The 20,064-nt window shown below is 67.0% G+C and carries 17 protein-coding genes and 1 tRNA gene; 17 read left to right on the plus strand and 1 reads right to left on the minus strand.

Annotated elements, in window-relative coordinates:
• Positions 1-71 precede the first annotated feature (71 nt).
• The 17 genes from IWX75_RS08065 (at position 72) to IWX75_RS08145 (ending at position 19,132) form a co-directional block, all read left to right on the plus strand.
• Positions 72-1,181 carry a BMP family lipoprotein gene (locus tag IWX75_RS08065; RefSeq protein ID WP_334684182.1) on the plus strand — a complete coding sequence of 370 codons (1,110 nt, stop codon included), beginning with the start codon at positions 72-74 and terminating at the stop codon, positions 1,179-1,181.
• Between the two features lie 147 nt (positions 1,182-1,328).
• A complete protein-coding gene (locus tag IWX75_RS08070) occupies positions 1,329-2,873 on the plus strand; it encodes an ABC transporter ATP-binding protein (RefSeq protein ID WP_196821717.1) in 1,545 nt (514 codons plus the stop codon).
• A 41-nt stretch (positions 2,874-2,914) separates the two neighbouring features.
• On the plus strand, positions 2,915-4,105 hold the full coding sequence (locus IWX75_RS08075; RefSeq protein WP_196821812.1) for an ABC transporter permease: 1,191 nt from the start codon (positions 2,915-2,917) through the stop codon (positions 4,103-4,105).
• Positions 4,102-5,391, plus strand: a complete 1,290-nt coding sequence (locus IWX75_RS08080) for an ABC transporter permease (protein WP_196821718.1) — start codon at positions 4,102-4,104, stop codon at positions 5,389-5,391. Before IWX75_RS08075 ends, IWX75_RS08080 begins: the two co-directional genes overlap by 4 nt.
• A 9-nt stretch (positions 5,392-5,400) precedes the next feature.
• On the plus strand, positions 5,401-5,796 hold the full coding sequence (locus tag IWX75_RS08085) for a cytidine deaminase (RefSeq protein ID WP_196821719.1): 396 nt from the start codon (positions 5,401-5,403) through the stop codon (positions 5,794-5,796).
• Positions 5,797-5,832: 36 nt separating this feature from the next.
• Positions 5,833-7,119, plus strand: coding sequence for a thymidine phosphorylase (locus IWX75_RS08090; RefSeq protein ID WP_196821720.1), 1,287 nt, complete (start codon positions 5,833-5,835; stop codon positions 7,117-7,119).
• 137 nt (positions 7,120-7,256) lie between these two features.
• A complete protein-coding gene (locus tag IWX75_RS08095; RefSeq protein ID WP_196821721.1) occupies positions 7,257-7,973 on the plus strand; it encodes a DedA family protein in 717 nt (238 codons plus the stop codon).
• A gap of 10 nt (positions 7,974-7,983) precedes the next feature.
• Positions 7,984-9,168: an adenosine deaminase gene (locus tag IWX75_RS08100; protein WP_196821722.1), complete on the plus strand. Its 1,185-nt coding sequence runs from the start codon at positions 7,984-7,986 to the stop codon at positions 9,166-9,168.
• A gap of 11 nt (positions 9,169-9,179) precedes the next feature.
• Positions 9,180-10,088 carry a MazG nucleotide pyrophosphohydrolase domain-containing protein gene (locus IWX75_RS08105; protein ID WP_196821723.1) on the plus strand — a complete coding sequence of 303 codons (909 nt, stop codon included), beginning with the start codon at positions 9,180-9,182 and terminating at the stop codon, positions 10,086-10,088.
• 328 nt (positions 10,089-10,416) lie between these two features.
• Entirely contained in the window at positions 10,417-11,697 is a 1,281-nt protein-coding gene (eno, locus tag IWX75_RS08110; RefSeq protein WP_196821724.1) for a phosphopyruvate hydratase, read from the plus strand.
• 76 nt (positions 11,698-11,773) lie between these two features.
• The gene (locus IWX75_RS17670; protein ID WP_334684183.1) at positions 11,774-12,529 is read left to right on the plus strand and encodes an FtsB family cell division protein; all 756 of its coding nucleotides are present in this window, start codon (positions 11,774-11,776) and stop codon (positions 12,527-12,529) included.
• 22 nt (positions 12,530-12,551) lie between these two features.
• Positions 12,552-13,265: a DUF501 domain-containing protein gene (locus tag IWX75_RS08120; RefSeq protein ID WP_196821725.1), complete on the plus strand. Its 714-nt coding sequence runs from the start codon at positions 12,552-12,554 to the stop codon at positions 13,263-13,265.
• Positions 13,262-14,212: a Ppx/GppA phosphatase family protein gene (locus tag IWX75_RS08125; RefSeq protein WP_334684201.1), complete on the plus strand. Its 951-nt coding sequence runs from the start codon at positions 13,262-13,264 to the stop codon at positions 14,210-14,212. The genes IWX75_RS08120 and IWX75_RS08125 overlap by 4 nt, the downstream gene beginning before the upstream one ends.
• A 4-nt stretch (positions 14,213-14,216) precedes the next feature.
• On the plus strand, positions 14,217-15,761 hold the full coding sequence (locus IWX75_RS08130; RefSeq protein ID WP_196821727.1) for a S8 family serine peptidase: 1,545 nt from the start codon (positions 14,217-14,219) through the stop codon (positions 15,759-15,761).
• Between the two features lie 106 nt (positions 15,762-15,867).
• Positions 15,868-17,313, plus strand: a complete 1,446-nt coding sequence (locus IWX75_RS08135) for an NAD(P)/FAD-dependent oxidoreductase (RefSeq protein WP_196821728.1) — start codon at positions 15,868-15,870, stop codon at positions 17,311-17,313.
• A gap of 129 nt (positions 17,314-17,442) precedes the next feature.
• Positions 17,443-17,515 (plus strand) — tRNA-Leu (locus IWX75_RS08140).
• Positions 17,516-17,737: 222 nt separating this feature from the next.
• The gene (locus tag IWX75_RS08145; RefSeq protein ID WP_196821729.1) at positions 17,738-19,132 is read left to right on the plus strand and encodes an ABC transporter substrate-binding protein; all 1,395 of its coding nucleotides are present in this window, start codon (positions 17,738-17,740) and stop codon (positions 19,130-19,132) included.
• Positions 19,133-19,300: 168 nt separating this feature from the next.
• Here the strand turns inward: IWX75_RS08145 and IWX75_RS08150 are convergent, their stop codons facing one another.
• The gene (locus IWX75_RS08150; RefSeq protein WP_196821730.1) at positions 19,301-20,056 is read right to left on the minus strand and encodes a hypothetical protein; all 756 of its coding nucleotides are present in this window, start codon (positions 20,054-20,056) and stop codon (positions 19,301-19,303) included.
• Between the last annotated feature and the right edge of the window lie 8 nt (positions 20,057-20,064).

The raw sequence follows: 20,064 nt of genomic DNA on the forward strand, positions 1-20,064 counted from the left end.
ACCTCCGGGGAACTGGGGACGGACACTCACTGGAACCGTCCGGGTGGCATATCTCTTTTCCTGGAGGAACATTGAAGAACTCACTGCGCAAATTCCCGCGCGGCACCAGCCTGTCGGCCGCCGTCCTCGGCGCATCAGCCCTCGTCCTCAGTGGTTGCGGTGCACCACCGGCCGAGGAGGCTCCGGGAGCCACGGCCGCTGCCGGGACCGATTACCTCGGATGCATCGTCTCCGACTCCGGAGGATTCGACGACCGCTCGTTCAACCAGTCGAGCTACGAAGGACTGAAGCAGGCCGAAGCGGACCTCGGCATCCAGATCAACCAGGCCGAGTCCCAGGCCGAGACCGACTTCGGCCCCAACGTGGACAGCATGGTGCAGGGCGGCTGCGACATGACGGTCACCGTCGGCTTCCTGCTGGCCGATACCACCAAGGCCGCGGCCGAGGCCAACGTCGATGCGAACTTCGCCATCGTCGACGACAACTCGATCGAGCTTCCGAACGTCAAGCCGATCATCTACGACACGGCGCAGGCAGCCTTCCTCGCCGGGTACGCCGCTGCGGCCACCTCCGAAACCGGCAAGGTGGCAACGTACGGCGGAATCAACATCCCCACCGTCACCATCTTCATGGACGGCTTCGCTGACGGCATCGCCTACTACAACGAGCAGAACGGTGCAGAGGTCGAGCTCCTCGGCTGGAACAAGGAAGCCCAGAACGGTACCTTCATCGGCAACTTCAACGACCAGGGCGCCGGCAAGACCAACACCCAGAACTTCATCAACGAGGGCGCGGACATCATCATGCCCGTCGCCGGACCCGTGGGCCTCGGTACGCTCGACGCCGTGATCGAAGCCAACGCGGCCGGCGGAAACGCCCGGGTGGTCTGGGTGGACTCCGACGGCTACGAGACCGCCGGCAAGGGTGAGGAATTCATCCTCACCTCGGTCATGAAGCTCATGGGCGACGCCGTCGAGGAAGTCATCAAGACCGACGTCGAGGGCAACTTCGACAACGCCCCCTACGTCGGGACACTCGAGAACGGCGGAGTTGCACTGGCTCCCTTCCACGACCAGGAAGCGAATGTTCCCGAAGACCTGCAGACGCAGCTCGACGAGATCACCGAGCAGATCATCTCGGGCGAGATCACCGTCGAGTCCGGGGCAAGCCCCCAGCAGTAAGTTCAGCAGAAATCGCCGAACCGCTTCCCACCCGCGGATGAATCCGCAGGGAGGGAAGCGGTTCGTTTTTGCCGCCGGTGGGTTCACCTCCCGCAGAACCGGTATCCTTCACCTGAATTGATAAGCAAAGAACAGGCTGGTTGGGTTGTGAAACTCGAACTCAAGGGCATCACCAAACGATTCGGAACGCTGGTCGCCAACGATTCCATCGACCTCGTGGTGGAGCCGGGGCAGGTCCACAGCCTGCTCGGAGAGAACGGAGCTGGCAAGTCCACGCTCATGAACGTCCTCTACGGACTGTACGACCCCTCCGAAGGGGAAATCCTCGTCAATGACGAACCCGTGACCTTCCGGGGTCCGGGGGATGCCATGGCCGCCGGAATCGGCATGGTGCACCAGCACTTCATGCTGGTCCCCGTGTTCACCGTCGCGGAAAACGTGGCGCTGGGCAACGAGACCACCAAGGCCGGCGGGATGCTCAAGCTGCAGGAGACCCGCACACGGATCCGGCAGATCTCGGACCAGTACGGGTTCGACGTCGATCCCGACGCGGTGGTCGAGAACCTTCCCGTCGGCGTCCAGCAGCGCGTCGAGATCATCAAGGCACTCGTGCGCGACGCCGAGGTCCTGATCCTCGACGAACCGACGGCCGTCCTCACCCCCAGGGAAACCGACGAGCTGCTCGGGATCATGGGCCAGCTCAAGGCGGACGGCAAGTCGATCGTCTTCATCTCCCACAAGTTGCGCGAGGTCAAGGCGGTCTCCGACGTCATCACCGTCGTGCGTCGGGGCAAGGTCGTGGGGACAGCAGACCCAGGGGCTCCCACCACGGAACTCGCGTCCCTCATGGTGGGCCGCTCGGTCAGCCTGACGCTCCAGAAGGAGCCCGCCAGGCCGGGGGAGGTGTCCTTCAGCGTGAAGGACCTCGTTGTTCAGGCAGCCAACGGCCAGCGCGTGGTGGATGGGCTGAGCTTCGATGTGGCGCGGGGGGAGATCCTCGCCATCGCCGGTGTCCAGGGCAACGGCCAGACCGAACTCACGGAAGCCATCCTGGGACTGCAGGACCACGTTCACGGCTCCATTCTGCTGCAGGGGCAGGAGCTCCTGGGCCGGAGGGTCAAGGATGTCATCCGGGCCGGAGTGGGCTTCGTTCCCGAGGACCGCAGCGTCGAGGGCCTCGTGGGAAGCTTTTCCGTCGCCGAGAACCTGATTCTGAACCGCTATGACCAGGCGCCGTTCGCCAAGGGGCTTTCGATGTCCTCCGCGGTCATCGAGAAGAACGCCGACGAAAAGATCGCCGAGTACGACGTGCGGACGCAGTCGGCCGCGGCGGCGGCGGGAACGCTCTCCGGCGGCAACCAGCAGAAAGTGGTGATGGCGCGCGAACTCTCGCGTCCGCTGAAGCTGTTCATCGCCTCCCAGCCCACCCGCGGCGTCGACGTCGGTTCCATCGAGTTCCTGCACCGGCGCATCGTCGCCGAGCGCGACAGCGGCACCCCCGTCATCATCGTCTCGACCGAACTCGACGAGGTGCTCGAGCTTGCCGACCGCATCGCCGTCCTGTACCGGGGCCGGCTCATGGGCATCGTGCCCGGAACCGTCTCACGGGACGTCCTCGGCCTGATGATGGCCGGCATGCCGGGCGACGAAGCGCTGGCGCAGGCCAACAACATCCAGGGAGAAAAGCAGTGAGTGTGCAGGAAAGCCAGCCGATTGCCGGATCGCAGCCGGTGATGCACCGGATCATGACGGGAAATGCCCTCGTGGCAGTGCTCGCGGTGCTGATGTCGCTGATCCTCGGCGGCCTGTTGATCGCACTGACGGATCCCGAGGTGGCCTCCTCGGCGTCGTACTTCTTCAGCCGTCCGCAGGACACCCTGTCGGCTGCGTGGGCCGCCGCCTCCGGTGCGTATCTCGCCCTGTTCCAGGGTTCCGTCTTCAACTTCGAGGGTGAGACGTTCACCCGCATGATCTATCCGCTGACGCAGACGCTCACGGTGGCCACGCCGCTGATCTGCGCCGGCCTCGGCGTGGCCCTGGCCTTCCGGGCCGGCCTGTTCAACATCGGCGCGCAGGGGCAGATCCTGATCGGCGCAACCTTCGCGGGCTGGGTCGGGTTCACCCTCCACCTTCCCGCGGGCATCCACCTGCTGCTCGTGATTCTCGCGGGAATGCTGGGCGGGGCGCTCTGGGCCGGGCTGGTGGGCGTCCTCAAGGCTCGTACCGGCGCCCATGAGGTGATCCTCACGATCATGCTCAACTATGTTGCCGTCAACCTCGTGCTGTACTTCCTCAGTACCCCCGCGTTCCAGCGACCCGGGTCGACCAACCCCATCAGCCCCCAGCTCGATGCGACGGCGCTCTACCCGCCACTGCTCGGACCTGAGTTCAGGCTGCACTGGGGCTTCGTGGTGGCAGTCCTGGCAACGGTGTTCGTGTGGTGGCTGCTCAACCGTTCAACCGTCGGGTTCGAGCTCCGGGCGGTGGGAGCCAACGCCACCGCGGCGCGCACCGCCGGCATCAGCGTCAGCAAGGGCTACATCCTCGCCATGGCGATTGCCGGCGCCCTCGCCGGGCTTGCAGGTGTGGCCCAGGTCTCGGGAACCGAGAAGGTCCTCACCTCCGGTGTCGCGGCGAGCTTCGGCTTCGACGCGATCACCGTCGCGCTCCTCGGGCGGTCGAGCCCCTGGGGCACCTTCGCCGCCGGCCTGCTCTTCGGTGCCTTCCGTGCAGGGGGAGTCACCATGCAGGCCTCGACGGGAACCAGCATCGATATCGTGCTCGTTGTGCAGTCCCTGATCGTCCTCTTCATCGCGGCCCCGCCACTGGTCCGGTCGCTGTTCCGGCTCCCGGTCCCCGGTGCGTTCCCCGCGCCGAAACGCAGCAAGGACCGCACGAGCGCAGCCACTGGAGGCACAGCATGAGTACATCAGCAACAGCGGCGCCCGTCCGCGCGGACACCGCCTCCGGATCCCTCCGAAGCTGGAAGAACCCCATCCTCCTGTCGGTGCTCGCGCTGCTGGCGCTGCTCGTGTTCGCCCTCGGGGCGCCCGCCAATGACGTCACGTTCCGCCTCTCGGACCCGGGCGACGCCCTCGTGCTGCCCGATCTCGTCCTGTCCGCACCGCTGATCGGCTGGTTCACGGCACTGGGAATGCTCGCACTCGCGGCCTTCGCCGTCGTTCGGACGCGCCGCGGCGAACCTGCTCCGCGCTGGCTCCTCGCGGCGTTCGCCGTGCTCTTCCTGATCGGCTTCCTCACCTGGGTGGTCGGCAGTGCACGGACGCCCAACGTAGCGCTGTACGGCCTGCTGGCCGGGTCGGTCACGCTCGCGGTGCCGCTGATCTTCGGTTCCCTCTCGGGTGTCCTGTGCGAGCGGTCCGGCGTCGTGAACATTGCCATCGAAGGCCAGCTGCTGTTCGGTGCGTTCGCCGCGGCCGTCGCTGCGTCACTGTCCGGCAGTGCGATCATCGGGCTCATCGCGGCTGCGGTGGCCGGTGTACTCGTCTCCCTCGTACTGGCGGTCTTCAGCATCCGCTACCTCGTGAACCAGGTGATCGTGGGGGTGGTCCTCAACGTCCTGGTCTCCGGGCTCACCGGCTTCCTGTTCTCCGCGGTGCTCAGCGAAGACTCCGAAACGTGGAACAGCCCGCCCCAGCTCCCCGTCCTCAGCATCCCCGGCCTCTCGGAGATCCCCATTCTCGGGGCGATCCTGTTCGAGCAGACCATTGTCGGCTACCTGATGTACGTTGCGGTGGCCGTGGTGTATGTGGCATTGTTCCGTTCCCGTTGGGGCCTGCGCACCCGCGCGGTGGGTGAACATCCCAAGGCGGCCGATACCCTCGGCGTCAACGTGAACCGCCTGCGCTTCACCAACGTGCTGCTTGCAGGTGTGGTCGCCGGCGTGGGTGGCTCCTTCTTCACGCTCGTGCTGGTCTCCGGCTTCGGGCGGGACATGACGGCAGGGCAGGGCTACATCGCCCTCGCGGCGCTGATCTTCGGGCGCTGGAATCCCATCGGTGCCTTCTTCGCCGCGCTCCTCTTCGGATTCGCCACGAACCTCACCAACGTGCTGAGCCTGCTCGGCACTCCCGTGCCGGACCAGTTCCTCCGCATGCTTCCCTACGTGGTCACCATCTTCGCCGTCGCCGGCCTGGTCGGCCGCTCTCGCGCTCCGGGGGCCAGCGGCATCCCCTACATCAAGGGCTAGGACCGGACCATGACGGAAACCGGAATTCCCTGGGCGAAGCTTACTGCAGCAGCCACCGCCGCAATGGAGAAGGCCTACGTGCCGTACTCGAACTACCCCGTCGGTGCTGCGGCACTGATCGACGACGGCCGCATCATCTCGGGCTGCAACGTCGAGAACGCTTCCTACGGGCTCACGCTCTGCGCCGAGTGCGCACTGGTCAGCAGCCTCGCGATGACCGGAGGCGGCCGGATCGAGGCGTTCAGCTGCGTGGACGGGGCGGGCAACACGCTCATGCCCTGCGGACGCTGCCGCCAGCTGCTCTATGAGTTCCGGGCGCCGGGGATGGTCCTGCTGACCGTCAGCGGCATCAAGACCATCGACGAGGTGCTGCCCGACGCCTTCGGCCCGCAGCACCTCGCCTGAGAAAACCTCCCATTCCCTCTCGAACAGGTAATTTTCATGACTGAAGCATTCGACGCCGTCGACATCATCCGCATCAAACGGGACAAGGGCGTCCTCAGCCCCGAACAGATCGACTGGACCATCGACGCCTACACGCGCGGTGCCATCGCCGACGAGCAGATGGCTGCGTTGAACATGGCGATCCTGCTCAACGGCATGGATCGGGCCGAGATCTCCCGATGGACGGCGGCCATGATCGCCTCGGGGGAGCGGCTGGACTTCTCGGCACTCGGCAAGCCCACGAGCGACAAACACTCCACCGGCGGGGTGGGGGACAAGATCACCCTTCCGCTGGCCCCGCTGGTGGCGGTGTTCGGCGTCGCAGTGCCCCAGCTTTCAGGCCGTGGGCTCGGCCACACCGGCGGCACGCTGGACAAGCTGGAATCCATCCCGGGCTGGCGTGCGCACCTCAGCAATGAAGAGATGATGAGCCAGCTCGCCGACGTCGGCGCGGTGATCTGCGCCGCCGGAACCGGTCTGGCGCCCGCCGACAAGAAGCTGTACGCCCTGCGCGACGTCACCGGGACCGTCGAGGCGATCCCCCTGATCGCGTCCTCCATCATGAGCAAGAAGATCGCCGAGGGCACCGGCTCACTGGTCCTCGACGTCAAGGTAGGCAGTGGTGCCTTCATGAAGGATGTCGAGCAGGCACGGGAGCTGGCACGCACGATGGTGGCGCTCGGCAAGGACGCCGGAGTGAACACTGTCGCCCTGCTGACCGACATGGGAACGCCGCTGGGCCTCACCGCGGGAAATGCCATCGAGGTCGAGGAATCGGTCGAGGTGCTCGCAGGCGGCGGACCGTCCGACGTCGTCGAACTCACCGTCCGCCTGGCCGAGGAGATGCTCGCCTGCGCTGGAATCCACGACGCCGACCCCGCGGCGGCGCTCCGCGACGGCAGGGCGATGGACGTCTGGAACCGCATGATCGAGGCGCAGGGCGGCGACCCCCGCGCAGCGCTTCCCCAGGCCCGTGAATCCGAGGTTCTCCTCGCCCCGGCCGACGGCGTGCTGATCGAGCTCGACGCCCTCGCCGTCGGAGTGGCCGCATGGCGCCTCGGAGCCGGCCGCGCACGCAAGGAGGACGCCGTACAGGCGGGCGCCGGAGTCCGGATGCATGCCAAGCCCGGAGCCGTGGTGCGGGCAGGCGAGCCGTTGATGACCCTGCTCACCGACACTCCTGAGAAGTTCGACCGTGCGCGCGAAGCGCTGGCCGGCGCCGTCACGATCGCCCCCGAGGGGTTCCGTCCGGCACACCAGCTCATTCTCGACCGCATCTCGTAGTAGCGGTTTCCTGCCGGGTTCCGGGAACCTGTCAGGGGTTTACCTGATGCGGGCGGTCCCGTTCCGGCCGGAGAATTGGTGGAACCCGTTCCCCCTCCGGCGAACGGGCGCGGAACCGACACAGAGGAGCCCGGCGCGTGGACGTTTGGAACGCTGTCACCACCGGCCTCAGTGATCTGGTGGTCGCCGCCGCGGAACAGCCCTGGGTGTACCTGCTGGTCTTCGTGTGCTGCACGGTGGACGGGTTCTTTCCACCGTTCCCGAGCGAATCGGTGGTGGTGGGCCTCGCCTCCCTGATCATCGCCCAGGGCGTGCCCAACCCCTGGATCCTCATCGCAGTGGCCGCCGGAGGGGCGTTCGCGGGCGACAACATCGCCTACGCGATCGGCAGGGGCATCGGGACGCGCCGTTTCCGATGGATGCGCAGCCCACGTTCGCAGCGGTCCTTCGAGTGGGCAGGCTACGAAATGGAAAAACGGGCGGCGTCGTTGCTTCTGGTGGCGCGTTTCGTGCCCATCGGTCGGGTGGCGGTCAACCTGACAGCGGGCGCCACCGGGTACTCCCGGAAGCGGTTCGTGGCACTCACGGCCCTTGCCGGTGTCGTCTGGGCAGCGTATTCGGTGGGCATCGGCGCGCTTGCCGGTGCCTGGTTCGAGAACAACCACCTCCTCGGCGTGGTGGTCGCCGTGACGGTGGCAGTTGTGCTCGGGCTGCTGGTGGACCGGATCATCACGCTCCTCCGGGGCTCCAAGCCTGCTCACGCAAGACCGGGGGGATCCGTTGCAGCGGCAGCGGGAGCCCTGGCCGTTGTCGCGGAGACCCCGCCCGTACCCGTGGAGTCGGGCCTCGCGTAGTCTTGGATCCGTGACTCCAACCCAGCCGAATCCAGTGTCCGACACCGCCATCGACATCGCCACGCTTCCCAAGATCTCCCTCCACGACCACCTTGACGGCGGCCTTCGCCCGGCCACGATCCTCGAGCTGGCAGCGGAGATCGGGCATACCCTGCCGGCACAGGATGCCGAGGCGCTCGGTGTTTGGTTCCGCGAGTCGGCGGACTCAGGATCGCTTGAGCGCTACCTCGAGACGTTCGACCACACCATCGCTGTGATGCAGACCCGCGAGGCATTGATCCGTGTGGCTCGGGAGTTCGTCGAGGACCTCGCCGCCGACGGTGTGGTGTACGGGGAGGTCCGCTGGGCACCCGAGCAGCATGTCGCCGGAGGGCTGAGCCTGGACGACGCCGTCGAAGCAGTGCAGGAAGGGCTTGAGGCAGGTGCCGCGGCATCGATCGCCGCGGGCCGGGTCATCCAGGTGGGCCAACTGATCACCGCGATGCGGCACGCGGACCGCAGCCTGGAAATCGCCGAACTGGCCGTCCGCCACCGCGGCAGGGGCGCCGTCGGATTCGACATCGCCGGGGCGGAGATCGGGTTCCCGGCCGCACGCTTCGCCGAGGCCTTCACCTACCTCGCGAGTCACCAGTTCCCCGCCACTGTCCATGCCGGTGAAGCAGCAGGGATCGAGAGTATCGTCGATGCGCTGGTGCACGGCCGCGCCCTGCGCCTCGGCCACGGCGTCCGGATCGCCGAGGACATCGAGATCGACTACAGCGACTCCGAGAACGACGCCGGCGACGCCAGTCCCGGCAGAATGGACGGCGACGACACCGACGTCGGGATCGCCAACCTGGGCAGCGTGGCGTCCTGGGTCAGGGACCGCGGTATCCCCCTGGAACTGTGCCCGTCATCCAACCTCCAGACGGGGGCGGTCGAGGCGTTCGGTGACGACATCGAGAGCCACCCGTTCGATCTGCTGTACCAGCTCGGCTTCAAGGTCACGGTCAACACCGACAACCGGCTCATGAGCGGTGTCACCCTCACCGGTGAGTTCGAGCTGCTGGTCGAGACGTTCGGTTACGACCTCGGGGACCTCCTCGAGCTGACGCTCAACGCTGTCGACGCCACCTTCCTGCCGCTCGAGGACCGCGAGGCGCTTGCCGAGCACGTGGCGTCGAGTTTCGACCGGGCCGCAGGCCAGGCGTCGTAGGGCTGACCAGGATGAAGCAGCCGGTCGACCAATCCGTCGACCGATCCGTCGACCAGCCGGTCGGCGCGCTGGTCGGCGAGCCGGTAGACCCGCCGGTCGGCAAGCCGGCGGACCATGCAGGTCCGTTCCCGCAGCCGGGCCCGGCGCTCGACCGTCTCCTCACTGTGGTCGGCCAGCTGCGGCAGTACTGCCCCTGGACCGCCGCGCTCACTCCGACGAGCCTTCGGCAGTACCTCGTGGAGGAGTGCTACGAGCTCGTCGACGCGGTGGAGCAGGTGGAGGCTGAACAGGCAGGGCAGCAGGTTGCCCCCGAGTCCGGCAAGGAGGCTTCGCTCCTCGATGAGCTGCGTGGCGAGCTCGGTGACGTTCTTTTCCAGGTGGTACTGCACGCGGAGCTCCAGCACGAACGCGGCACCTTCGGGCTAGGGGCTGTGGTGGAGGGGCTCACCGCCAAGCTGGTGCGACGCAACCCCCACGTCTTCCGTGCCGACGGCTCCGTGCGGGAGCACTTTCCTGCGACGGTCGGGGAGGTCGTGGCCACGTGGCAGGCGGTGAAAGCCATTGAGAAGCCGGACCGCAAGCCCTTCGACGGCATCCCGAATCACCTCCCCGCGCTGGCACTGGCCGCAAAAAGCGTGTCGCGGGCAGCGTTCACGGGAGCCGCCCCACCGGTCCAGCCGCACGTCCCACCGGCCGTCCCACCAGTCCTTCCGACCGACCAGCCGCACGTCCCGCCGGTCCAGTCGGCCGACAAGCCGCACGTCCCACCGGCCGACCAGCCGCACGTCAGGACGGCGGAGGAGTTCGGAGACCAGTTGCTCGCCCTCGCGGCAGCCGCCGTCGGGCAGGGAATCGATCCGGAGCTTGCGCTGCGGAGCGCCGTCCACCGTTTCCAGGATCGTGTCGCCGGTCCGTCCTGAACCCGCCTGTCGAAGGTGCCGCGCAATCCGTCGTTGCGCCGTTCGGCGCCGAAGCCGGGCTTGAAGCTTCCGGGTCAGGTCAGCAGCTCGGCGTCGGGCTGCTGGCCAGTCCCGGGTGTGTCGGATCCGGCGCCTCTCGGCGTCGGTGCTGCTGATAACCGGCGTGTTGCCTGACGACACACGGTCCGGCCCCTCGAACGCGCGAGAAGTGGTGCGTTCCGGCGTGGAAGTCCCATTGGGTAGTGCCTTCAGGCCCGTCCGGCGGCGGCGTGAACTAGGCTTGCAGTGAGATCCCCCTCCAGACACTCCAACGAACAGGAGCACTTCCATGGCAATTATCGACGCCATCCACGCAAGGGAAATCCTCGACTCACGCGGGAACCCTACGGTCGAGGTCGAGGTACTGCTCGACGACGACACTTTCGGCCGCGCAGCAGTCCCCTCCGGCGCGTCCACCGGAGCCTTCGAAGCCAACGAGCGCCGCGATGGTGAGAAGGACCGCTACCTCGGCAAGGGCGTCCTCCAGGCCGTGGAAGCTGTGATCGAGCAGATCCAGCCGGCACTGCTCGGGTTCGACGCCGCCGACCAGCGCGCCATCGACCAGGCCATGATCGACCTCGACGGAACCGAGAACAAGTCGAACCTCGGTGCCAACGCGATGCTGGGGGTGTCCCTTGCCATTGCGCGCGCGGCCGCTGAGTCCTCCGCCCTTCCGCTCTACCGCTACCTCGGCGGACCCAACGCGCACGTCCTCCCCGTGCCGCTCATGAACATCCTGAACGGTGGGTCCCACGCGGATTCCGACGTCGACATCCAGGAGTTCATGATCGTTCCACTGGGCGCGCAGTCCTACTCGGAGGGCCTGCGCTGGGGCGTCGAGGTCTACCACGAGCTGAAGGCGGTGCTGAAGGAGAAGGGCCTCGCAACCGGCCTCGGCGACGAGGGCGGCTTCGCGCCGAACCTGCCGTCCAACCGCGACGCGCTGGACCTCATCACCACCGCCGTCGAACGGGCAGGCTACACGCCCGGCACGGATATCGCTTTCGCGCTGGACGTCGCCGCCTCCGAGTTCTACAGCGATGGCGTCTACACCTTCGAGGGCAAGTCGCTCAGCACCGCCGAGATGAGCGCCTACTTCGAGGAACTGGTCCGCGACTACCCCCTGGTGTCGATCGAGGACCCCCTGGATGAGGACGACTGGGAGGGCTGGAAGGCGCTCACCGAGGCCATCGGCTCGAAGGTGCAGATCGTCGGCGACGACCTGTTCGTCACCAACCCCACACGCCTTGAGCGGGGTATCCGGAACCAGACGGCCAACTCGCTGCTGGTCAAGGTGAACCAGATCGGTACCCTCACCGAGACGCTCGACGCCATCTCCATGGCCCAGCGTGCCGGGTACACCACCATCACCTCGCACCGGTCCGGTGAGACCGAGGACACCACGATCGCCGACATCTGCGTGGCCACCAACGCCGGCCAGATCAAGACCGGCGCCCCTGCCCGCTCGGAGCGCGTGGCGAAGTACAACCAGCTGCTGCGCATCGAGGAGGAGCTCGACGACGCCGCGCGGTACGCCGGCCGCAGTGCCTTCCCGCGTTTCACTGCATAGTTGAACCGGCGGGCGGCTACCCTCGTAGGACGGGGTTCGACAGTGGATCCCGTGCAGCGACCATCCGAGGAGTAACATGACCGCCCGCCGCCCCAAGGTGCCGCGCGCTGTCCGTCCCTCGCCACCGGCGGGGGACCGGACGGGCGGGGAGCCGCCCAACGGCCATTCCGCGAACTCCACCGTGCACGGTCACCCGAAGGCCGGGTCCCCGGGGCGGAAAACGGTGGCGGCCCGGCCGGCGTCCCGGCTCGAACCGCAAAATCCGGCGTCTCGGGAGCCCGAGCGGGCGGTGCCGCAGCGTGAGAAATCGGTGCCGCAGCAGGAGCGTGCCGTCTCATCGTCCGAAGCGCGAGCCGCGGAGCGCACGCAACTCGCCGGAGCTATTCGCCGCAGCCCTTCGGGGTCGACGAAAAGGCCGAACCGCGTCATCGAACCCGCGGAGGATGCCAAGCCGATTCCCGCGAAATCGTTCTCCGGCCGGCTGCTGGCCCTCGCCGTCGTCCTCGTTGCCGTCACCGTTCTCCTTGCTCCCTCGCTCAATACCTACCTGCAGCAGCAGGCGGAGCTCGATGCACTGCGCCAGGATATTGCGCGCCAGGAGCAGGTGCAGGCCGACCACGAGACGGAACTGGCCCGCTGGGACGACCCCGCGTATATCAAGCAGCAGGCACGCGACCGCATCTTCCTGGTCATGCCGGGGGAGACCCGCTACCTGGTCAAGGGCGGCCAGGGGATCGAGGACGCCTCCGCTGCGGGATCGGACGCGAACCCGGAGGACCTGCCCTGGGTGGACTCCCTGTGGAGCACCGTCTCCCGGGCGGCGACCGACTGACCAGATCGACGTGGTACAGCCGATGCACCAAGACGCACCAAACAACAGCCTGCGCACCGCGCAGGCGCAGGAGGGAAGGATCCGCGTGAACGAGCAGGGCCGGCGAACCCCTACCCAGCACGATCTCGACGTTCTCAGCAGGCAATTGGGCCGCCCCGTCCGCGACGTCGTCGAAATTGGTGCGCGCTGCGTCTGCGGCAACCCGCTGGTGGCCACCACTGCGCCCCGGCTGTCCAACGGCATCCCTTTCCCCACTACCTACTACCTCACGCATCCGGTGGTCACCGCCGCCGTCTCACGCCTCGAGGCCGAGGGCGTCATGAGCGACATGACCTCCCGGCTGGGTACCGAGCCGGAACTCGCTGAGAAGTACCGGGGCGCGCACGAGGCCTACCTGGCCGTGAGGCGGGAGATCGGGAGCCGCACCGGCACAGGGGCGGTCCCGGAGATCGACGGCGTTTCGGCGGGCGGTATGCCCACGCGGGTGAAATGCCTCCATGTCCTCGTGGGGCATTCCCTCGCAGCGGGACCGGGAGTGAATCCGCTCGGTGATGAGGCGATCGACGGGATCAGGCAGTGGTGGACGGCGGACACCTGCTTCTGCGACGGCGCCTGGGACACCGCAGGCGCCGTTCCCTCCACCGACCTCAGCCGGCACAGGAAGACGCAGGGCCTTTCCGCCGACGAACTCGAGCGGAAGCGCGCCGCGCGCCGCACCCCATCCCAGGAGGACTGATGCGCACAGCTGCCATCGACTGCGGTACCAATTCCATCCGGCTGCTCATCGCGGATATCGATGGGACCGGCGCCCTGACCGACGTCGAGCGCCTCATGCGGGTGGTGCGCCTCGGTGAGGGCGTTGACGCCACCGGACGTCTCTCCGACGCGGCGCTCGCGCGGACCTTCGCGGCGGCCGAAGACTATGCCGACCTCATCGCGCGGCACGGCAGTCCTGCGGTGCGGTTCGTGGCGACGTCGGCTTCCCGCGACGCCGAGAACCGGGAGGACTTCATGAGGGGCATCCGTGCGCGGCTCGGAGTCGACCCCGAGGTCATTTCCGGCGCGGAGGAGGCGGCACTGTCCTTCACCGGGGCAGTGAGCGTGCTGGGCACTGCGGAGGACGAAACCGTCCTGGTGATCGACCTCGGCGGCGGCAGCACCGAATTCGTCGCAGGTGACTCCTCAGGAGTTCTGGCTTCACGGAGCATGGACATGGGCTGCGTGCGGTTCACGGAGCGGTTCCTCCACGGCGACCCTCCCACCCGTGCCGAGATCTCGGCCATGGAGGCGGAAGTGAAGTCGCTGATCGACGTCGCCGCTGCGGATGTGCCGCTCGGGACGGTCACCACGCTGGTCGGCGTGGCCGGAAGCATCACCACCGTCACCGCACACGCCCTGAAACTTCCCGAATACCTTCCGGAGCGGATCCATGGAGCAGTGCTCAGCACGGCCGAGGTCCAGGCAGCGTCTGCGGACCTTCTGCACAGCGACCGCGCACGGCGGGCAAGCCTCCCCTACATGCACCCGGGCCGTGTGGACGTCATCGGTGCCGGAGCGCTCATCTGGAAGTGCATCGTCGAAGCGGTAGCCGAGGCAACGGAGGGCCGCGTACGAGGCGCCACTGCCAGTGAGCACGACATCCTCGACGGTATAGCCCTCAGTATCGCCAGGCGCGGGAAATGACGGAATGACGCGCCCGTTGCTTCCCGGACAACGCAGGACGCATGGTGGCGGGGTGCTACGCGCTGCCGCGGTCACGCTGGTCGCCGCTGCCCTGACGCTGCCGCTTGGTGCCCTGCCCGCCGTTGCCGACGAAGTGCGGGAAAAGCAGTACTGGCTCGAAAGCTATGGCATCACCGATGCCTGGGCCACCACCCAGGGCGAAGGCGTCAAGGTGGCCATCATCGACAGCGGGGTCGACGGCACGCACCCGGACCTTGCCGGAGCGGTGACGGGCGGCACCGACGCCTCCGGGGCCGGGAGCCCGGGCGGGCAACTCGGCATCGGAGAGGTGCCCGTCCACGGCACCCTGGTGGGAACGCTGCTGGCCGGCCGCGGGCATCAGGGGCTGGCGCCGGTGCTGGCGCCCGGTCCGGAGCCGACGGCGACGTCGTCGCCCGCGCCCGAACCCTCCGCGCCCGCACCTACCGCCGGATCCGCAGCGCCGGGATCCACAGCCGAAGCCGGACCGGGCCCTGAACCATCGGTTTCCGGGGAAAGCCCTGCTCCGTCGACATCCGGCCCCACCGCGGACGCGTTCTCCCCGGAGCCCGTACCGCCTCCGGCGGAGCAGGCACCAGGACCGCTCAGCGTCTATGGCAGCGGGCCGGACGGAATTGTGGGGGTAGCGCCGAAAGCGGAACTGCTGGCTGTGTCAGTGTGGATCGACGGGCCGAACAGCGGGCCCAACCCGGCCGGTGTCGGCATCAACGATCAGATCCCGACGGCGGTGCGGTGGGCTGTCGACAACGGCGCCAAAGTCATCAACATGTCGCTGGGAAGCACATCCACCACCTGGCCGGAAAGCTGGGACGAGGCGTTCCTGTACGCAGAGCAGCAGGACGTGGTGATCGTCGCTGCAGCAGGTAACCGGGCGGGCGGTCTCATCCAGGTCGGTGCGCCCGCGACGATCCCCGGTGTCCTCTCCGTCGCCGGACTCGACCGGTCGGGTGTGGCAAGCCGCGAGGCTTCCTCGGAGGGCATCAGCATTGCGGTCGCGGCGCCCTCGGAGGACCTGGTGGGAGGCCTTCCCGGGGGAGGGTACGCCGAGTGGTCCGGCACCTCCGGGGCGGCACCCCTCGTCTCCGGAGTAGCAGCCCTCATCCGGTCGAAGTATCCGGAGCTGAGCGCGGCACAGGTGGTCAACCGGATCGTCGCCACAGCCCGGGACACGGGTGCACCCGGGTTCGATACCCTCTACGGTTACGGCGTCCTTGATGTCGCTGCCGCGGTCAACGCCGACATCTCCGTGCCTGAGGCGAACCGCCTGGGAAGTATGGCCGACTGGATCCAGGTATACCGAAGGAGCGAAGGCGGCAGTGAGACACCCGCTCCCGGGCCTGAGGCCGAGGAAGCAGCACCGGACATCCCCGAGCCGCCGGTCCCTCAGGCGGAAGAGCCGGGCAGCGTTCCCGATAACCTCGCGGCGACGGTCGTCCTCGGGTTCACCGCACTGTTCGCCGTCCTGCTCACGGCAGGGACGGTCCACGTGCTTCGGACACGTCGGAAATGAACCCGGGAACCGGACGGCGATGACCGCCGTCCGGGGCCCCGATCAGCCGCCTTGGAACCCCTGCACACTTAGTGAAGATTTTCACAAAGTCCGGTAGCATCGAAGCATGGCACTGAACCCTCACTTTTCGGATCGACCGCGCGTTCTTGTTGTCGGCGGCGGGTATGTCGGACTCTATGTGGCTCACAAGCTACAGAAGAAGGTCAAGTCCCGTGGCGGCATCGTGACGCTCGTGGATCCGCTGCCCTACATGACCTACCAGCCCTTCCTCCCGGAGGTTGCAGCCGGGAGCATCGAGCCGCGCCACGCGATCGTCTCCCACCGGGTGCACCTGCCCCAGACCGAGTTGATCTCGGGCAAGGTCACCGGCGTCAACCATGCCGGCCGCACCGCGACGATCGAACCGGCCGGCGGCGGCGAACCTTTCGAGATCGGCTACACCGACGTCGTCGTGGCCGCGGGCTCCATCACCCGGACCTTCCCCATCGACGGGTTGAAGGACCAGGGAATCGGGCTGAAGACCATCGAAGAGGCTGTGGCCCTTCGTAACCAGGTCCTGGAGCGCATCGAGATCGGCTCGTTGATGCCGGACGGGCCCCAGCGCGAGCGAGCGCTGACGTTCGTCGTCGTCGGCGGAGGATTCGCCGGTATCGAAGCAATCACCGAGATCGAGGACATGGCGCGCGACGCCGTGAAGAAGAACAGCCGTCTGGAACGTTCGGACCTCCGGTTCGTTCTCGTCGAGGCCATGGGCCGCATCATGCCGGAGGTGACCGCCGAGCAGGCGGTCTGGGTGGTGGAGCACCTGCGCTCGCGCGCCATCCAGGTCATGCTCAACACCTCGCTCTCCAGTGCGGTGGATGGACGCCTGAAACTCATCAACATGCCTGACAAAACTCCAGCGGACGAGTTCGAGGCCGGCACCCTGCTCTGGACCGCCGGCGTGCAGGCCAACCCTGTGGTCAACTCCACCGATTTCCCCGTGGACGAACGCGGCAGGCTCCGGGCCAACCCGGAACTCCGGGTTGCGGGTGACGACGGCCCGATCCAGCACGCCTGGACCGCCGGCGACGTCGCTGCCGTACCGGACCTCACCGGCGGCGGGGTGGGAGGCTTCTGCGTCCCGAACGCACAGCATGCAGTACGGCAGGCGAAGCTCCTCGCGAAAAACATCCTTGCGCAGAACTACGGCGTGGGCGAGGTCAAGGAATACCGGCACACCAACCTTGGAGCCGTTGCAGGCTTCGGCACGTTCAAGGGCGTCGCCAACATCATGGGCTTCGGCATGCGCGGCTTCCCGGCGTGGATGGCGCACCGCGGGTACCACGGTATGGCGATGCCGATGTTCGAGCGCAAGGCCCGAGTCATCACCAACTGGAGCATGAGCTTCATCTTCGGGCGCGATCTGGCTCCGATCTCGGACCTTCAGACACCGAAGCGCCAGTTCCGGGAGGCGGCCACACCACCTCCGAAGAGGGACACGGCGCTGCAGAGCACGCCGCCTACGCCCGCAGGCAAGGCGGCCGCAGGCAAGGCAGGCGCGCGGGCCTGAGGGTCTGAAAGCCAGGCAGGACGACGGCGGCCCCGCCCGGGCGGAGTCGCCGTCGTCGTACTGCGTTCGGCACCTGTATCACCGAATCGCCAGGGGTGCTGCGCCCGCGATATTCTGGACGGGCACGGAGCCCCAGTAGCCCAATGGCAGAGGCACCAGACTTAAAATCTGTTCAGTGTCGGTTCGAGTCCGACCTGGGGTACCGGCGGCACGAAGCCGCCTAATCGCACAAGTGATGAAACAAGGCAGGATACTGTCCAATTACTGGTGTCAATACTTCTTTACAGGCTTTGTGGTGAGCGTTACAAGGATGTAACACGATTCCCTTATTTTCGTTCCGATTTTGCACTAGTTTTTCTACATACCAGGAACACCTGGTGACTGCAGCAAAGGCAGAAAGCCTTTCGGTCGAGGAGAACAATTCATGATCGCAACACTTAACTCAGTGCGCTTTGGCACTGGGCAGAATGCCCCGCGGGCGGCGAAAGTCGCTGCCCTGGGCCTGGGGATCGCACTCCTGGCCTCCGGCTGCGGCGGATCCTCCGCACCGGAGAGTGAGGCCGAAGCGAGTGAGGCTCCTGCATCCGAGGCGGCAGCGGGAGCACTGGCCTGCCCCGAGAGCGAAGGAGGACAGGCTGCGGAACCGAATCCCAAGGGGGATCCCGCAGCTGTTCCTGCAGCAACCACCATCAGCGACCAGCCGCTCAAGCTCGGGTCAATCCTTCCGACCACCGGAACACTGGCGTTCCTCGGTCCTCCGGAGATCGCCGGCGTCAACCTCGCCGTTCAGGAAGTCAACGAAGCCGGAGGTGTCCTCGGCCAGGACATCACCATCACCCACCGCGACTCGGGTGACACCACCACCGACATCGCCACCCAGTCCGTGACCGATCTCCTGTCTCAGGACGTCAGCGCAATCGTCGGCGCGGCCTCCTCCGGAGTCTCCAAGACCGTGATCAACCAGATCACCGGTGCGGGCGTGGTTCACTTCTCGCCGGCCAACACGTCGCCTGAATTCTCGACCTGGGACGATCAGGGGCTCTACTTCCGCACCGCTCCCTCAGACGTCCTGCAGGGGCGCACGCTCGGCAACTACATCATGACCTGTGGTGCGCAGACCGTCGGCATGATCACCCTCAACGACTCCTACGGAACCGGTCTCCAGACCAATATCCAGGAAACCGTCGAAGGAGCCGGCGGCGAGGTCATCGCCAACGAGATGTTCAACACGGGTGATTCGCAGTTCTCGAGCCAGGTCGATGCCCTGGCTGCTGCAGCGCCGGATGCCATCGTCCTGATCACCTTCGACGAGGCCAAGAGCATTGTTCCGCTGCTTGTCGCCAAGGGAATCGATCCCACTACGGTGTTCCTCGTGGACGGTAACACCTCCGACTACAGTGCCGATCTCGAGCCCGGAACCATGGAAGGCGCCCAGGGAACCATTCCTGGTCCGTTCACGGGAGACGAGTTCAAAAACGCGTTGGCCGAAATCGACCCCGCACTCACCAGCTGGGCCTACTCGGGCGAAAGCTACGACGCCGTCAACCTGATCGCCCTCGCATCCGAGGCCGCAGGAAGTGTTGAGGGCGCCGCAATCGGCGAGCAGCTCGAGGCCGTGTCCAAGGACGGGGAGAAGTGCTTCGACTTCGCCGCATGCGTCACGCTGCTTCGCGGCGGCGGGGACATCGACTATGACGGCATCTCAGGACCGGTCTCCTTCGACGAGAACGGCGACCCGACCGAAGCCGCCATCGGTATTTACGAGTACGACGGCAACAACGTACCGCAGCCCAGCCGGTCCGAACTCGGCCAGCTGTAACATCCTGTAGTACCTGCGCCCCCAGAAAGGCCCCGCCCGCACCCCGTAAGGGGTGCGCTGGCGGGGCCTTTCTGCGTGCAGGAACCGAGGACCCGGATAGCCCGGCGTCCTGTGTGCGGCACTCATGGGGGTTCGGTGGAAATTCGGCGCGGGGCGGCGAAACCGGTGCTAGGGGCTGGTGGGTGGCTGGCGGGCGACGGCGTAGGAGGGCTCGCGGAGGCGTCTTGCCCAGTCGTAGGTGCCTGCCCCCGGCAGGGGATTGAGGACCGCGTCGAACCGGGAATCCTCCTCTTCGCCGAGAAGGTCGAGGCACAGGGACAGGATGCCGAATTGATGCCACGGTCCGCGCGGGTGCGCGTAGTACAGTCCCAGGGTCCACGTCCCACCGCCCAGCTTCCGCTCAAAGCCCTTCAGCGAGGCAGGGAGGGCCTCGGAACCCAGGGCGCGTGCACCGATCAATACCGGCCCTTCCGAGCCCCGGTAGGGAATGATCGTGGTGAGTGGTGCCCGGTCCGCCCTCAGCCTCGGGGACAGCACGAATCGTCCCGTGCGGGACCATCCGGTGGAGGACAGCAGCACGTCGCCCCCGGAGGGACCTACGGCGTCGGGCCTGCCGAGGGCGCGGGAGTCGGACTCGCCCGCGCCGAGGGCGTCAGGTCCGCCCTGAAGGCGGAAAGCGAGCCCGACGACGTCGGGCAGACCGTCAGGGAGGCCCACCGAACGCGAGATGCGGGCCGTCACCGTACTGGTGCCGGGAGTGTCCACCCAGGAGATGCCGCTGGCCCCGGCCGAAGGTCTCACTTCGACGGTCCCCGTCAGGCGTAGCCCGCGGGAGTGGATGGGCCTTTCCGGCCGCACTTTCTTGAGGGCGCGGAAGATTGCCGTCAGGCCGTGACCCGCTGCGCTGGTCAGTAGCTGTGCCATGAACGCCC

It is taken from the genome of Arthrobacter sp. CAN_A6, from assembly GCF_015751715.1.
GTDB lineage: Bacteria > Actinomycetota > Actinomycetes > Actinomycetales > Micrococcaceae > Arthrobacter_D.

Bases quoted from the DNA above. Each gene is read 5' to 3' on its own strand.
- IWX75_RS17670 (WP_334684183.1), top strand. From the start codon at position 11,774: ATGACCGCCCGCCGCCCCAAGGTGCCGCGCGCTGTCCGTCCCTCGCCA.
- IWX75_RS08085 (WP_196821719.1), top strand. From the start codon at position 5,401: ATGACGGAAACCGGAATTCCCTGGGCGAAGCTTACTGCAGCAGCCACC.
- IWX75_RS08120 (WP_196821725.1), top strand. From the start codon at position 12,552: ATGCACCAAGACGCACCAAACAACAGCCTGCGCACCGCGCAGGCGCAG.
- IWX75_RS08150 (WP_196821730.1), bottom strand. From the start codon at position 20,056: ATGGCACAGCTACTGACCAGCGCAGCGGGTCACGGCCTGACGGCAATC.
- IWX75_RS08145 (WP_196821729.1), top strand. From the start codon at position 17,738: ATGATCGCAACACTTAACTCAGTGCGCTTTGGCACTGGGCAGAATGCC.
- IWX75_RS08105 (WP_196821723.1), top strand. From the start codon at position 9,180: ATGAAGCAGCCGGTCGACCAATCCGTCGACCGATCCGTCGACCAGCCG.
- IWX75_RS08090 (WP_196821720.1), top strand. From the start codon at position 5,833: ATGACTGAAGCATTCGACGCCGTCGACATCATCCGCATCAAACGGGAC.
- IWX75_RS08130 (WP_196821727.1), top strand. From the start codon at position 14,217: ATGACGCGCCCGTTGCTTCCCGGACAACGCAGGACGCATGGTGGCGGG.
- eno (WP_196821724.1), top strand. From the start codon at position 10,417: ATGGCAATTATCGACGCCATCCACGCAAGGGAAATCCTCGACTCACGC.
- IWX75_RS08135 (WP_196821728.1), top strand. From the start codon at position 15,868: ATGGCACTGAACCCTCACTTTTCGGATCGACCGCGCGTTCTTGTTGTC.
- IWX75_RS08080 (WP_196821718.1), top strand. From the start codon at position 4,102: ATGAGTACATCAGCAACAGCGGCGCCCGTCCGCGCGGACACCGCCTCC.
- IWX75_RS08075 (WP_196821812.1), top strand. From the start codon at position 2,915: ATGCACCGGATCATGACGGGAAATGCCCTCGTGGCAGTGCTCGCGGTG.